The sequence below is a fragment of the Xylanibacter rarus genome, from assembly GCF_001275135.1.
GTDB classification, from domain to species: Bacteria; Bacteroidota; Bacteroidia; order Bacteroidales; family Bacteroidaceae; genus Prevotella; species Prevotella rara.
In genome coordinates this window covers 59,107-73,593 of sequence record NZ_LFQU01000003.1, presented here as the reverse complement: position 1 = coordinate 73,593, position 14,487 = coordinate 59,107, and the positions used below count along the sequence as shown (strand labels likewise).

Genomic DNA, 14,487 nt, shown 5'->3' with positions numbered 1-14,487 from the left:
AATCAATTATTTTCAGGACGCAGCTTGCGGACAGTCATACCAGCCTGCCACATCTCGCTCTCACGCATCTGCCGCAGTTCCTCATTAAGCTTTTCACGATAATCAGGCTTAGAGTTGCTGTCGATGGAAATCTGTGCCTCGTTACCCGACTTTACAGAAAGATAAAGCCACTCCATCACCGGCTTAATAGCATCACGGAAACGTGGAGCCCAGTCAAGAGCACCGCGCTGGGCCGTTGTAGAACAGTTGGCATACATCCAGTCCATGCCTTTCTCGCCGAAAAGCGGAGCAAGACTCTGGGTAAGCTCCTCAACAGTCTCATTAAACGCCTCTGAGGGAGAATGTCCATGCTCACGTAGCACCTGATACTGAGCCTCAAAAAGTCCTTCAATAGCACCCATCAGCGAGCCACGCTCACCGGTGAGGTCGCTTGTAGCCTCACGCTCAAAGGTAGTCTTAAAGAGATATCCAGCCCCGATACCTATACCGAATGCTATTGTACGCTCTTCTGCCTTACCGGTAGCATCCTGATAAACGGCATAAGAACAGTTTAGCCCACGCCCTTCACGAAACATTGTACGGAGCGATGTGCCCGAACCCTTTGGGGCAACCATAATAACGTCAACATCACCTGGAGGAACTACACCAGTGCGGTCGCTCCAGTTTATGGCAAATCCATGAGAATAGTAAAGTGCCTTTCCTTTTGTCAGATAAGGTTTAACCTTAGGCCACACCGATATCTGACCGGCGTCAGACAGCAGCATACATATAATCGTACCCTTTGCGGCAGCCTCTTCAATTGAAAACAATGTCTTTCCGGGCACCCATCCGTCGGCAACAGCCTTATCATAAGTTTTGCCTTCACGCTGACCTATAATAACATTAAAGCCATTATCACGCAAATTGCATGCCTGCCCAGGTCCCTGAATTCCATAACCTAATACAGCTATCGTTTCGTTCTGAAGAACTTCACGTGCCTTCTCTAAAGAAAATTCTTTACTGGTGACCACTGTTTCTATCACGCCACCAAAATTCATTTCTGCCATAATAAAAATGTTTGTTTAAGCAGCCCCGTATCCGAGGCTGCAGATTAGACGTTACATATTTCTTACTTTCACATAAAGACAGCAGTAAGCACCTGCCGTTAAAGCAAAAATAGTGCTTGAACTGTTAATCTTTAACAAATTCGATCTTACATCTACAGACTTCAGTTTCTTCTGAAGACTCAGGCGGCACTCTTGTTATGCGTACGCAGAACACATCATCAGAAACATCTTCCCTGTAATAGTTCAACGTATCCCCATAATAGCTTTCGGCCACATAAGCAATGTCGAAACGCTTTATCCTATATTCACGATACGTATCAAGCGCAAATAAATCGAGAACATGCTCAATATACTTTACGCTGTTAATATGACCGTTTACGTCAACGTCGCTGTAATGAGTTGGCACAGAGGCAACAAGCCCGGCGTCTTTACTCATCCTGACACGCGACAATGCACCAATAGGACAAGCCTTGTCCGTTTCTATATAGTTGAGTATCTCACCGTCACGTATATCCATGATGTTCTGCGGCTGACGAGAGTCGGTGTCTATCAGGGCCCAAATACTGCGGCCATAGCCATAAACCAGATTTTCGTCTTCTGCATCAACTACACGAAAATTACGATTGGTAAAAAATTTCATCACTCCTTCTACCCATGTTTCAACATAAAACTTGGCATATTGCGGCGGCATCTTTTCCATCTCGATAGCCAGACGCGACAACACCCATGTCTTATGCAAAGGGTTAAGGTATGTCATGCCAAAACCACGATGGGCTGCATGAAAATCTGCGGCATTAAGCATGTGATTGCCAAGATGTCCCATAAAGAGACGTTTTGAGAAATCACAATGAAACGGTTCTGCCAAAAACTCGTATTTTCCTACTTTGTCTAACATTTTTTATTCCTATTTTTTTCCTGTAATTCTAAAAATTCACTGACCTGCTCCACCTTACTGCGGGTTATGGCAATACGCCCGCTGCGGGTATACTGCAACAAGCATTTAAACTTGTCGAGAGCGTAATAGAGTCCTGTAATATCTTCCGTCATTCCGCTCAGCATTACGCAGCAGAACGTAGGGTTTACATCAATAATGCGGGCGTCAGCCTTTCTGATTACACGCGATATTTCGGGATTAGCAAGAACTTCGCCCGTTGAAAGTTTATAAAGCCCCACCTCACGTATAAAAAGGTCATCGTCCGTGTAATAATCAGCCTTTATCACATCTATTTTCTTCTCGATATGCTTGGTTATTGTTTTTATCAGGTCTTCGTCGCTCCATGCCGTTATGGTGTACTTGTGAACACCCTCGATGCTTGAGGCTGACACATTCAGACTTTCGATATTAACCTGACGCCGCGTAAACACGGCTGTTATCTGGTTAAGTATACCGGCAATGTTTTCTGAATAGACCAACATTGTATATAATTTTCTGTCTTTTGTTTCCATACCCGCCATTATCTGTTTACTTCAAGCAACATCTCGTTGACCGAACATCCCGGAGGAACCATCGGCATTACATTATCTTCCTCCTTAACAGCACACTCCAACACAAATGGTCCTTCTGTTGACAACATTTTATGAACTGCATTCTTCAACAATTCTCTTTCAGACACAAAAATATATGGTATGTGATACCCGTCACATATTCCGCCGTAACATGGATTTGTCATCCTTGTAAACGCCTGACGGCTGTCGAAAAACAAATCCTGCCACTGACGCACATTGCCCAAATAGTTATTGTTCATCAGAATCACCTTAACCGGAATACGATGTTCCATTATCGTACCGAGTTCGTGTATGCTCATCTGAAAACTTCCGTCGCCGGTAAACATACAAATCTGACGATCAGGCACGGCATAGGCAGCTCCTATAGCAGCCGGAAGTCCGTAGCCCATGGTTCCCAAGCCGCCGCTGCTCACTACGGAGCGTTTCTTGTTATATCTAAAGTAACGGCACGAAAACATCTGATTCTGTCCTACATCATTAACGAGAACGGCATCGCCTCCTGTTGCATCAGCCACAGCCTTAACCACTTCACCCATAAGAAGCGGACCTGACGACGGGCAAGTTGCAGGCCTGATAACCTTCTCGTATTCCTCTTCATACAACGGTCTGAAACTCTCACACCATTCTTTGTGTGAATTAGGCCTTAACAGCTTTGTAATTGCCGGCAACGACTCCTTACAGTCTGCTACAACGGCAACGTCGGTCTTAACGTTTTTGTCTATCTCAGCCCCGTCAATATCGAGCTGTATTATTTTTGCCTGTTTGGCATAAGTGGCAGGATTACAGATAACACGATCGCTGAAACGCATGCCTATGGCTATCAGCACGTCACACTCCTGCTCTTTCATGTTTGGTGCATAGTTGCCGTGCATGCCTAGCATCCCCATATTAAGCGGATGGCCGGTTGGAAGAGCCGAAAGTCCAAGCATGGTGCGGGCGGCCGGTATGCCGGCCTTCTCGATAAAGTCGACAAGCTCTTGCTGTGCATTGCCAAGCTCCACACCGTGCCCTACAAGTGCCAACGGCTTTTTTGCGTTATTAATAAGCTCTGCAGCACGGCTTACGGCCTCTGCGTCTACAGTGGGATAAGGCACATAGCCACGTACAAAGTCTACACGACACGGCTCATACTCTGTGAGAGACACCTGGGCATTCTTTGGAAAATCTAACACTACAGGACCAGGACGGCCTGAGCGTGCTATATAAAAGGCACGGCTTACGGCCCATGCCACATCCTCTGCACGGCGTATCTGATAACTCCACTTGCTTATAGGCTGCGACACGCCAACAAGGTCGACTTCCTGAAAAGAGTCAGTGCCAAGCACATCTACGCCCACCTGTCCGGCAATAACGACTATCGGTGTTGAGTCCATCATTGCATCTGCAATGCCTGTAAGCGTATTTGTTGCTCCCGGACCACTTGTTACGATACATACTCCTACGTCGCCGCTGGCACGTGAGTATCCTTCTGCCGCATGGGCAGCCGACTGTTCATGCCTGACGAGAATATGCTCAAAAGCCTTTTTGTCACCGCGTGTATAATCATAAAGGGCATCGAAAACCGGCAGAATAGATCCGCCAGGATAACCGAAAATGGTTTTCACGTTTTCTTCTTTCAGAGCCCTCATCAGAGCCTCTGCTCCTGTTATCATTTCCTTTGCCATACTCTCTCAATATTTTTTGTTGTGTCAAGTAACAAGTAACATAACCGACGCCATACGCACAAAGCCGTGCGCACAAAGCAATATACGTCAACAGTGCCATGCAGGGCATTACACCAACGCACGACAGGCGCAGGCACCGATTATGAAACACACTTCACAAAAACTTATACTAACCTATAATCCTCACTCCGCCTTTATCTGCCGAACTTACGCTCTGAGCATAAGCTCTCAGGGCCTTGCTTACGACACGCTTTCGGGTCAGCTTGCGCTGTGGCCTCAAGTCAAGCTCTTCAGCCGTCAGCCTGACATTTATTGAGCGGTTGGGGATGTCTATGTCTATGATGTCACCATCAATTATCTTTCCGATGTTGCCTCCGGCAGCGGCTTCCGGCGAAATATGCCCTATGCTTAGTCCTGAAGTTCCGCCGCTGAAGCGTCCGTCTGTAATCAAGGCACACTCCGTTCCGAGATGCATACTCTTAATATAAGACGTTGGATAAAGCATCTCCTGCATGCCGGGACCTCCCTTAGGGCCTTCGTGCGTGATAACCACACAGTCGCCACTCTTGACCTTACCGCCGAGAATAGCCTCACAGGCATCTTCCTGTGAATCAAAGACCTTTGCCGGTCCGCTAAACTTCCATATTGAAGGGTCTACGCCTGCCGTCTTGACAACACAGCCGTCTTGCGCGATGTTGCCAAACAAGACAGCCAATCCTCCGTCTTTTGTATAGGCATGCTCTATGTCGCGTATGCAACCTGCCGAGCGGTCTGTGTCGAGCGTATCCCACTGTTCGTCCTGCGAGCCCATAACGGTAGAAAACTTTCTGCCAGGCGCACTGCGGTATATGCGTTCCGCATCACCATCAATGCCATTGCCCGTTATGTCATATTTTCTAAGTTGTTCACCCAGCGTTTTTCCGTCAACACGCATCACGCCTTCGTTGATCAGTCCGCCCTTGGCCAGTTCATTTATTATTCCGAATATTCCGCCAGCCCGGTTACATTCTTGCAGGCTATACTTCTGCGTATTTGGAGCCAGCTTACACAGACAAGGCACCCTGCGGCTAAGCTCATCTATGTCAGACATGGTAAAATCAGCCCCAGCCTCTTGAGCAACAGCCAAAAGATGCAGCACCGTATTGGTGCTTCCTCCCATGGCTATGTCGAGTGTCATGGCATTCAGAAAGGCTTCACGCGTAGCAATATTGCGCGGCAGGACACTCTCGTCTCCTTCTTCATAATACCTCATGGCATTTGCCACAATCTGGCGCGCGGCATCCTTAAACAGCTGTATGCGGTTCTTGTGCGTGGCCAGAATTGTACCATTGCCAGGAAGCGAAAGGCCTATGGCCTCTGTGAGCGAATTCATAGAGTTTGCCGTGAACATACCCGAGCAGCATCCACAGCCAGGACAGGCACAACTCTCTATCTGGCGCATTTCGTCATCGCTGACACTCGGGTCGGCTCCTTTAACCATGGCCGTTATCAGATCGGCATTCTCGCCGTTCCATCGTCCAGCCTCCATAGGTCCGCCGCTGCAGAATACGGCCGGTATGTTTAATCGCATGGCTGCCATAAGCATGCCAGGCGTAACTTTATCACAATTTGAGATACATATCATTGCGTCTGCCTTATGGGCATTAACCATATATTCAACAGAATCGGCAATGATATCGCGCGACGGCAGCGAATATAGCATTCCGTCGTGTCCCATTGCTATACCGTCATCAATCGCTATCGTGTTGAATTCTGCGGCATAACATCCCATACTTTCAATCTCAGCCTTTACGATCTGGCCGATTTCATGTAAATGTGTATGTCCCGGGACAAACTGCGTAAATGAGTTGACGATGGCAATGATGGGCTTTCCAAACTGCTTATGCTTCATGCCTGCAGCAACCCACAGGGCTCGCGCCCCTGCCATACGTCGTCCTTCTGTACAAACCGCACTTCTCAACTTGTGTTTCATATTCTCTCAAATTTTTCACTTGTACGTATGTGCAAAGTTATACTTTTTTCCCACAAACAACAACAAATATAATAAATAATTAAGCCATCAAACAAATTTTATCGGAAAACAAGTATAAAATGTGATAAATTGAAAGATTTTATTGCACATATATATCTTAAATGTGCAATTTCAAGATGTTACAATTATTCCATTTATACAAAACACTTGTCATGATTATCGATAATATAATAAAATAATGTCACGCAACAAAGTATAAAAATATTCGACATAAAAGCGAAAAAATCGAATAGGAATACATCAACGGCATCAATTATTTATTGCCACACAATTATACATGTGGGCAATCATAACGGACTATAATATTTCTCTCTCTGATCCGGCATAACAAAACCAGATAAAGCTAAATAACATCAATAATGCCACAAAACACGACAAGCGGCAAAGACATGGAAAACTGGACAAACTTTATGGCAAATATTGAACAGATTTGGCATGACAACTAAAAGATAAAAATCTGCATCAACAACAAGACACAAAATCGCAAACAGATTCAACGCCAAAAATCTGTAATATTTCCTCGTAAATAAATTACAAATTAACATATTATACGGAAAATACAATCAACACAGAAAGAATCTGCACTATGTTTTGTTTCGAAATGAAAGTGGGTTGTTTTTGATGTGAAAACCACCCACTTTTGCATCAAAAGTGACTGAGTTACGACTGCAAAACCATTCATTAATTTCAGGGAAACAAGCTTTATACATGCAATATAATTATACAAAAAATCTCCGCCCTATTTGGGACGGAGATTTTTTTATGATTTACTATGTAAAATTACTTAGTATTGTCGTTGAATGTAGCTACGCGGTTGAATTCTACCTGCTCGAACAGCTTGTCTGTAGCGCCACAACCTACTGTTGTAAGACGGTCAGCAGAAATCTTGTACTTGTTAACCAAGATCTTCTTAACGGCTGCTGCACGCTCTTCTGACAGCTGCTGGTTACGCTCTGCAGAGCCTTCAGGAGAAGCATATCCCTTAATTTCAACCTTTGCATCAGGATGATTCTTCATGTACTGTGCAATAAGCTCAATCGGAGCATACTGAGCAGGATCTACGACAGACTTGCCCTGACGGAACAATACTGTAGGCTGCAGGTTGGTTGCTGTTGCAGGCTTCTCATACTTAGGTCTTCTGTTGCACTCATCAAGAGCCTTCTGCAGATCTGCAATCTGACGGTCTTTAGCAGCAAGCTGTGCATCCTTACCGTTCAAATCGCTGCGCAGGTCGTTGATTTTAGCATTCAGGCCGTCAATCTCTGACTGGTCACGCAGTTCGGCAATTGTGAAGTTGTGTGTGCCGTTAGAATTCTTAAACTTGTAGTTAAAACCAACATTAAGCTGGAAGCCAGAGTTGTTTACATTATACTTAATAGCGTGTGTTCCGCCATTATAGCCTCCAAGTGTCCAGATCATAGCAGGCTCAATGTAGAACTGCCATGCCTTAGCCTTGCCAAGATTAAATGTAAAGTCAATGGCTGCCTTAGATGTAAGAGCGTCGTCGTTATACACTTCAGACGGATGACCAAACACGTGTCCCCATCCTAAACCGCCGAGAACAGAAACTTCAAACAAACGCGGCTCACCAGGATATCCGCCAAACCAGTTGCTAAGGTTAACAGTTCCGAGCAAAGATGTATTCATCGAACGCACAAATGTTCCGATTGACTCGCCCGGCTTGTTAGACAAATAAACATTGCTTTCTGCAGCAAGACCAAATACCGGAGTGAAATTACGGCCGATACGCAATCCGAGATTAGGATTCAGATCCTTAAGCCATGCATGACCGGTAGTTTTGGTTGCAAAACCGCCATTGACTCCAATATAAAAATTATCGAAAGTCTTGCTTTCAGTTACTGTCTGAGCTGAAACAGATGCAGTTGCCAATGCAGCAACAAACATAAATAACAACTTCTTCATTTTCTTAAAATTTAAATTATAAACAATTTATTAATAATTGCAGTACACAAAGATACAAATTAATATTTACAAAACAAATTATTAGAGACAAATAATTAGATTAAGAAAAATAATTGTATGTATTAACGTAGAAAAGGACAAAATATTGGTACTTTATAATAAGCAGCAGCAAATTAAAAGTGATTTAACTGTGAGATTTACAATATGACGTTTTTTAGTTTTATAAAATAAAAATATAAAATATATACAAAAAGTCAGGAAAACGGCAATAAAATATGCCGCAACGTCCTATTTGTAAATATATTTGAATACCCGATTAAGCTAAACGCCACGTTTATTATTCACATTGCTTATTGTCCCTCCCGCTGTCAGGCATTATGCTGCATATTAGTTTTATATGTTTTCATTAAAGTTTAGCCAACCATGGCATGGTCTGCATAAAAGTAAAAACACGGCTGACGGCCAAAACTACCCGAAAGGCAAATACCAATCATAAATAAAAGAATACTACGGAAATAAAAAACGAATAAACTTTTTATCATATTAATGTAAATTGCATTACCTTTGCATTATATGAAAAAGATTATTCTTATTACCGGCGGACAGCGCTCGGGTAAAAGCGTATATGCAGAGAAACTTGCTTTGAGCCTCTCGGACAATCCTGTATATCTTGCCACGGCTCACGTATGGGACGACGAATTCAAGGAAAGAGTAAGAAAACATCAGGAACGAAGAGGTGAACAATGGACAAACATTGAAGAGGAAAAATATCTCAGCAAGCACGACATATATAATAAGGTAATAGTGATTGACTGCGTCACCCTTTGGTGTACCAATTTCTTCTTTGACCGTGAAGCTGACGCCGACACCCAACCTACTGTGAGCGAGGCTCTCGAAGAAATAAAGAAAGAGTTTGACAAGTTTACGGATAAAGACAACACTTTCATATTCGTCACCAACGAAATTGGCAGCGGAGAAGTGAGCGGCAACGCCGTTCAACGCAGATTTACCGACATGCAGGGATGGATGAACCAGTATGTGGCATCAAAGGCTGATGAGGTGATAATGATGGTCTGCGGCATTCCGGTAAAAATAAAGTAAGCCACAAGACTCTATCCGGCAGTAAAGATCCTTAAACTATATGATTATGAAAAATTTTGAAATAAAAGCACCAGACAACAGTATAAAAGAGGATATAATAAAAAAAATCGACAATCTGAACAAGCCCAAGGGCTCGCTTGGAAGACTCGAAAGTCTGGCAGTTCAGATTTGCCTTATACAGCAGACATTGTCGCCAAAGCTCACGGGCCAGTGCCATATTCTTTTCGGCAGTGATCATGGCGTTGAACGCGAGAATGTAAGCGTGTCGCCACGCGATGTTACATGGCAGCAGATGATAAACTTTACCCGTGGCGGCGGCGGTGTCAACATGTTTTGCCGCCAGCATGGCTTCAGACTTTATCTTGTTGACACGGGCGTAGACCATGACCTGACGGAATATAAGGAGATAATCAACCGCAAGATTGCCAACGGAACAGCCAATTTCAGATACGAGGACGCCATGACTGAAGAACAGTTTGAGCAGGCCATAAACATAGGCTGCGAAATGGTTGACAAGTGCGTGGCAGACAACGGCTGCAATATTATATGCCTTGGCGAAATGGGCATAGCAAACACATCACCTTCAAGCGTATGGATGAGTCTGTTTGGCAACATTGAGCTTGAAGAGTGCGTTGGTGCCGGCGCAGGACTCGACTCGCCGGGAATAAGACATAAATATGAGGTTTTGGCAGACGCAGTGAGAAACTTCAGAAACCGGCACGGCAACACACCCGACCCGACTACTATAATACGCTGCTTTGGCGGTTTCGAGATGGTGAGCACAATAGGTGCCATGCTGCGTGCGGCAGAACGTCACATTATCATAATGGTTGACGGATTTATCATGACAGCATGCGCTCTGGCAGCCAGCATGCTTTACCCTGAGGTAAAGAATTATATGATTTTCGGACATAAGGGCGACGAAACAGGACACCGAAAGATGCTTGAACTTCTTGGCGCAAAGCCGCTGTTGAGCCTGGGACTAAGGCTTGGCGAAGGTACAGGCGCGCTGTGTGCCTTCCCTATTATAGACAGCTCTGTCAGAATGATTAACGAAATGAACAACTTTGACAATGCGAATATTACTAAATACTTCTAAATGGTACGACAACATATGGGCGTCGTTTATCTTCTTTACAAGACTGCCTTTTTGGCGACTGCACGAACCTCCTAAGGAAAGCTACCGCACTGTGGTTGAGCACTGGCCGCTGACAGGATGGCTTACAGGCGGAATCATGGCTGCCGTAATTTATTTTGGCGGAATGATTCTGCCGCATACAATAGCCGTACTTATGGCTATCGTGGCAAGACTTCTGATAACGGGAGCCTTACATGAAGATGGTCTTACCGACTTTTTCGACGGTTTTGGCGGTGGCGGAAACAACAGACAACGCATTCTAGACATAATGAAAGACTCGCGCACGGGTACCTTCGGCGTAGTTGGAATTGTGATGTATCTGCTGATTCTCTTCTTCGCACTTACGGCCATGCCGGCGAAACTGGCTGCACTGACAGTATTAGCAGCCGACCCTTACAGCAAGATGCTTGCAGGGCAGATTATAATGATGATGCCGTATGCCCGGACGGAAGAAGAGTCGAAAGCACACGTTGTTTACCGCAAAATGAACATTAAGGCTGGCATAAGCCTGTTTATTCAAGGCATGGCGCCGCTAGCTCCACTCGTGCTTACATGCTGGGGACTTGTTCGCTGGGACTTGATAATATTCATTCCCGGCCTTGTTATGTATTTTCTTTATCTCTTAATTTGGCGTAGGCTGAGAGGATATACGGGCGACTGCTGCGGAGCGATGTTTCTGCTTATTGAGCTGTCGTTCTACCTTACAGTTTCATCCCAATTTTTCAACAACAGACAATTATGGACGTTATTCTCATAAGACACACAAGTGTAAATGTGCCTAAAGGCACATGTTATGGATGGAGCGACGTGCCCGTGGCCGATACATTTGAGCAGGAAGCAGCCATAACAAAGAAAAACATTGAGCATCTCGAGTTCGACATGGTGTTCTCATCACCGCTTACAAGAGCAAGAAAGCTTGCCGAGTATTGCGGATGGGCAAATCCTGTTGTTGACGACAGACTGAAGGAAATGAACATGGGCAGCTGGGAGATGAAACTCTTTGACGAGATAGAAGATGAGAACCTGCAAAGATGGTATGACGACTATATGCACCAACCAACAACCAACGGCGAAAGTTTTCCGATGATGTATGCGCGCGTAGCGGAATTTTTAGACGAGCTAAAGCAAAAACCTTACAGACGCGTTGCCATTTTTGCCCACGGCGGAGTGCTTATGTGCGCAGGAATTTATGGCAAGCTATTCAGTGAAAAAGACTGTTTTAAACATCTTGCGCCATACGGAGGAATTGAAAAAATTACCATCTGAGATATTCTGCATCAATAATCGTCTGCGCCACTTATAGTAATTTTGGCAAACATTTCTTTTACTGTGATGAGTTATAACACAGACTCATCACAGCAAAAGATTCTCACATTCAATATGTTATGCAAGAATGTGATAAGTGATAAGTTTTCCAAGAAAATATATACATGCCACACAGGCTACGCAAAAACATACCTTTTGCATAACAAAATAACGCATTTCATCATGCAAAATAGTACTGTTCAATAGTCTGTTTACAGCATTCTTAATATTTTGATAAAAAATCAGACCGTTTTCAACGCTAGTACAAACAAATATACTAACCTTTGAAAACGGTCTGCCGGTTATCTTGCATCCTGCCAGCCATGAAGGCCAGGCAAGAGCAGTGATAACTTATGTTTAGCCGATGATTTCCTTACCAGCTGTTATAGCCTCCATGTTCAGAGGAATAAGTCCGTGGTGACGCTCAGGCAGAGTCTTATACAGAGCCTTCTCGACACCCTTGTCGCTTACAACAGGACAAACCTTGAGCAGTCCGCCCAAAACAATCATATTGAAAACCTTTGAGTTCTTCATCTCAACGGCCTTGTCCATTGCTGCGATAGGACATACTGTAATATCTGTACGCTTAGGAGGATTGATTATACCTGATGTGTCATAGATAAGGAAGCCGCCCTTCTTTACTTTCGGCTCGAATTTATCCAGTGAAGGCTGGTTGAGCACGATAGCGACATCATATTCACTCACGATCGGAGAAGACACGCGCTCGTCACTGACGATAACAGTAACATTACACGTTCCACCACGCTGTTCAGGACCATATGCCGGCATCCATGTGACTTCCTTGTCCTCCATAAGTCCAGAATAAGCAAGAATCTTGCCCATAGACAGCACACCCTGTCCGCCGAATCCTGATATAATAATTTCCTTTTTCATAGGTCTGCTTTTTTATTTGTCCTCTGTTGTATCCTTGAGGTCGCCCTTAGGATAGAACTTGAATAAGTTTTCTTTCATCCACTCGTTAGCCTTTACAGGTGAAAGTTTCCATCCGCTGTTACATGTACTTACCACCTCAACAAGGCTTGAGCCCTTGCCGGCCATTGATGCCTCGAAAGCCTTACGTATAGCCTTCTTTGTTGAGCGGATAGCAGCCACAGTTTCAACGCTCTGGCGTGTAACATAGCATGTACCTTCCATTAAGGCTGCCATTTCAGTTATCTTCAGCGGATATCCGTGCAGCTCAGGTGTACGTCCGTAAGGACATGTAGATGTCTTCTGGCCGATAAGTGTGGTAGGAGCCATCTGACCACCTGTCATACCGTAAATGGCGTTGTTGATGAATATTATAGTTATGTTCTCACCGCGGTTAAGAGCATGTATTGACTCTGCTGTACCAATACAAGCAAGGTCACCGTCGCCCTGATAAGTGAACACCAGACGATCAGGCCATACACGCTTAATAGCAGTAGCAACAGCAGGAGCACGTCCGTGAGCAGCCTCACTCCAGTCGATATCAATATAACGATATGCGAAAACAGAACATCCTACAGGACATACACCCACAGTCTTGTTCTCCATGCCCATTTCCTCAATAACTTCTGCAACCAACTTGTGAACAACTCCATGAGAGCAGCCCGGGCAGTAATGCATCGGGGTTTCGTTCAACAATGCAGGTTTTTTATATGCTAAGTTCTCCGGAGAGATTATTTCATTCTTATCCATGGCTTATTTCATTAATTTGTTTTTTAAGGCTTCTACAATCTCGTCCGGTCCTGGCACGATTCCGCCAAGACGTCCGAAATGCTCAACAGGAACTTTACCATTAACAGCAAGGCGAATGTCTTCAATCATCTGTCCTGCGTTAATCTCAGCAGAAAGAATACCCTTCTTTCCTTCAGCAAGGGCTGCAATCTCTTTCTCCGGGAAAGGCCACAAAGTAATAGGACGGAACAAGCCGACCTTGATGCCTTCTTCGCGTGCCAGCTCGACAGCTTTCTCTGCAATACGTGCTGCACTACCGAAAGATACAATTATATATTCTGCATCGTCGCAGAGAGTCTTCTCATATCTAACCTCATTGTCCTTAATCTGCTGATATTTACGCAGCAATGCGAGGTTTCTCTGTTCCATCACTTCCGGCTGCATCTCAAGAGATGTCATGATATTGGGCTTACGGCCGTTTGTACGTCCCATTGTAGCCCAAGGACATTCTTTTGCAATCTGCTCTTCTGTACGGCGTGGCTTATATGGAGGCAGAACCACCTTTTCCATCATCTGACCGATAACACCATCAGAAAGAATCATTGCCGGGTTACGATATTTAAATGCAAGTTCAAAGGCCAGGTCAACGAAGTCTGCCATTTCCTGCACACTGTTAGGAGCAAGTGTTATAACATAGTAGTCACCATTACCGCCACCACGTGTTGCCTGGAAATAATCTGCCTGAGACGGCTGGATAGTACCAAGGCCAGGGCCTCCGCGCTGTACGTTTACAAACACACCGGGAATTTCAGCACCTGCCATATAAGCGATGCCTTCCTGCATGAGGGCAACACCAGGGCTTGAAGAAGATGTAAGCACACGCTTACCAGCACCGGCAGCACCATACACCATATTAATAGATGCAACCTCACTCTCTGCCTGAAGCACAACCATACCAGTTTCTTCCCATGGTTTCAGTGCAGCAAGAGTTTCGATAACTTCACTCTGCGGAGTAATTGGGTATCCGAAATAAGCGTCAGCACCACAGCGTATAGCTGCATGGGCAATGGCCTCGTTACCCTTCATCAAAATAGTTTCTTTCTCTGCCATTTG

General features: G+C 44.8%; 13 protein-coding genes. 4 read left to right on the top strand and 9 right to left on the bottom strand.

The window, feature by feature from the left end; all coding sequences use genetic code 11:
* Positions 1 to 2: 2 nt before the first annotated feature.
* The 6 genes from ilvC to ACU52_RS02955 all read right to left on the bottom strand — a co-directional run bounded on the left by ilvC (position 3) and on the right by ACU52_RS02955 (position 8,171).
* Positions 3 to 1,046, bottom strand: a complete 1,044-nt coding sequence (gene ilvC / locus ACU52_RS02980; RefSeq protein WP_053397714.1) for a ketol-acid reductoisomerase — start codon at positions 1,044 to 1,046, stop codon at positions 3 to 5.
* Positions 1,047 to 1,170: 124 nt separating this feature from the next.
* Positions 1,171 to 1,941, bottom strand: a complete 771-nt coding sequence (locus ACU52_RS02975) for an acyl-[acyl-carrier-protein] thioesterase (RefSeq protein ID WP_053397713.1) — start codon at positions 1,939 to 1,941, stop codon at positions 1,171 to 1,173.
* Positions 1,935 to 2,492: an acetolactate synthase small subunit gene (ilvN, locus tag ACU52_RS02970; RefSeq protein WP_053397766.1), complete on the bottom strand. Its 558-nt coding sequence runs from the start codon at positions 2,490 to 2,492 to the stop codon at positions 1,935 to 1,937. The genes ACU52_RS02975 and ilvN overlap by 7 nt, the downstream gene beginning before the upstream one ends.
* Positions 2,493 to 2,500: 8 nt before the next feature.
* Entirely contained in the window at positions 2,501 to 4,216 is a 1,716-nt protein-coding gene (ilvB, locus tag ACU52_RS02965; protein WP_053397712.1) for a biosynthetic-type acetolactate synthase large subunit, read from the bottom strand.
* Between the two features lie 169 nt (positions 4,217 to 4,385).
* Positions 4,386 to 6,188 (bottom strand): dihydroxy-acid dehydratase, encoded by a 1,803-nt coding sequence (ilvD, locus tag ACU52_RS02960; protein ID WP_053397711.1) that lies wholly within the window; start codon positions 6,186 to 6,188, stop codon positions 4,386 to 4,388.
* 840 nt (positions 6,189 to 7,028) lie between these two features.
* Positions 7,029 to 8,171 carry an OmpA family protein gene (locus ACU52_RS02955; protein WP_021853376.1) on the bottom strand — a complete coding sequence of 381 codons (1,143 nt, stop codon included), beginning with the start codon at positions 8,169 to 8,171 and terminating at the stop codon, positions 7,029 to 7,031.
* A gap of 573 nt (positions 8,172 to 8,744) precedes the next feature.
* Between ACU52_RS02955 and cobU the strand changes: the two genes are divergently transcribed.
* From cobU to cobC, 4 genes are read left to right on the top strand one after another with little or no spacing between them, the layout of a single operon-like run.
* A complete protein-coding gene (gene cobU, locus ACU52_RS02950; RefSeq protein ID WP_053397710.1) occupies positions 8,745 to 9,272 on the top strand; it encodes a bifunctional adenosylcobinamide kinase/adenosylcobinamide-phosphate guanylyltransferase in 528 nt (175 codons plus the stop codon).
* Positions 9,273 to 9,318: 46 nt separating this feature from the next.
* Positions 9,319 to 10,371: a nicotinate-nucleotide--dimethylbenzimidazole phosphoribosyltransferase gene (gene cobT / locus ACU52_RS02945; RefSeq protein ID WP_082335147.1), complete on the top strand. Its 1,053-nt coding sequence runs from the start codon at positions 9,319 to 9,321 to the stop codon at positions 10,369 to 10,371.
* Positions 10,346 to 11,167 carry an adenosylcobinamide-GDP ribazoletransferase gene (locus ACU52_RS02940; protein ID WP_053397708.1) on the top strand — a complete coding sequence of 274 codons (822 nt, stop codon included), beginning with the start codon at positions 10,346 to 10,348 and terminating at the stop codon, positions 11,165 to 11,167. Before cobT ends, ACU52_RS02940 begins: the two co-directional genes overlap by 26 nt.
* Positions 11,149 to 11,676, top strand: coding sequence for an alpha-ribazole phosphatase (gene cobC, locus ACU52_RS02935; RefSeq protein WP_053397707.1), 528 nt, complete (start codon positions 11,149 to 11,151; stop codon positions 11,674 to 11,676). Before ACU52_RS02940 ends, cobC begins: the two co-directional genes overlap by 19 nt.
* A gap of 396 nt (positions 11,677 to 12,072) precedes the next feature.
* Here the strand turns inward: cobC and ACU52_RS02930 are convergent, their stop codons facing one another.
* Genes ACU52_RS02930 through ACU52_RS02920 form a run of 3 tightly spaced genes read right to left on the bottom strand, consistent with a single transcriptional unit; the run spans position 12,073 to position 14,484 of the window.
* Entirely contained in the window at positions 12,073 to 12,609 is a 537-nt protein-coding gene (locus ACU52_RS02930; protein WP_021853315.1) for a 2-oxoacid:ferredoxin oxidoreductase subunit gamma family protein, read from the bottom strand.
* 12 nt (positions 12,610 to 12,621) lie between these two features.
* Positions 12,622 to 13,395: a thiamine pyrophosphate-dependent enzyme gene (locus ACU52_RS02925; RefSeq protein WP_021853316.1), complete on the bottom strand. Its 774-nt coding sequence runs from the start codon at positions 13,393 to 13,395 to the stop codon at positions 12,622 to 12,624.
* Positions 13,396 to 13,398: 3 nt separating this feature from the next.
* Positions 13,399 to 14,484 carry a 3-methyl-2-oxobutanoate dehydrogenase subunit VorB gene (locus ACU52_RS02920; protein WP_053397706.1) on the bottom strand — a complete coding sequence of 362 codons (1,086 nt, stop codon included), beginning with the start codon at positions 14,482 to 14,484 and terminating at the stop codon, positions 13,399 to 13,401.
* Positions 14,485 to 14,487: the final 3 nt, after the last annotated feature.

Bases quoted from the DNA above. Each gene is read 5' to 3' on its own strand.
- ilvN (WP_053397766.1), bottom strand. From the start codon at position 2,492: ATGGAAACAAAAGACAGAAAATTATATACAATGTTGGTCTATTCAGAA.
- ACU52_RS02920 (WP_053397706.1), bottom strand. From the start codon at position 14,484: ATGGCAGAGAAAGAAACTATTTTGATGAAGGGTAACGAGGCCATTGCC.
- ACU52_RS02955 (WP_021853376.1), bottom strand. From the start codon at position 8,171: ATGAAGAAGTTGTTATTTATGTTTGTTGCTGCATTGGCAACTGCATCT.
- ilvB (WP_053397712.1), bottom strand. From the start codon at position 4,216: ATGGCAAAGGAAATGATAACAGGAGCAGAGGCTCTGATGAGGGCTCTG.
- cobT (WP_082335147.1), top strand. From the start codon at position 9,319: ATGAAAAATTTTGAAATAAAAGCACCAGACAACAGTATAAAAGAGGAT.
- cobC (WP_053397707.1), top strand. From the start codon at position 11,149: ATGGACGTTATTCTCATAAGACACACAAGTGTAAATGTGCCTAAAGGC.
- ACU52_RS02925 (WP_021853316.1), bottom strand. From the start codon at position 13,395: ATGGATAAGAATGAAATAATCTCTCCGGAGAACTTAGCATATAAAAAA.
- ACU52_RS02975 (WP_053397713.1), bottom strand. From the start codon at position 1,941: ATGTTAGACAAAGTAGGAAAATACGAGTTTTTGGCAGAACCGTTTCAT.
- ilvC (WP_053397714.1), bottom strand. From the start codon at position 1,046: ATGGCAGAAATGAATTTTGGTGGCGTGATAGAAACAGTGGTCACCAGT.
- ACU52_RS02940 (WP_053397708.1), top strand. From the start codon at position 10,346: ATGCGAATATTACTAAATACTTCTAAATGGTACGACAACATATGGGCG.
- ACU52_RS02930 (WP_021853315.1), bottom strand. From the start codon at position 12,609: ATGAAAAAGGAAATTATTATATCAGGATTCGGCGGACAGGGTGTGCTG.
- cobU (WP_053397710.1), top strand. From the start codon at position 8,745: ATGAAAAAGATTATTCTTATTACCGGCGGACAGCGCTCGGGTAAAAGC.
- ilvD (WP_053397711.1), bottom strand. From the start codon at position 6,188: ATGAAACACAAGTTGAGAAGTGCGGTTTGTACAGAAGGACGACGTATG.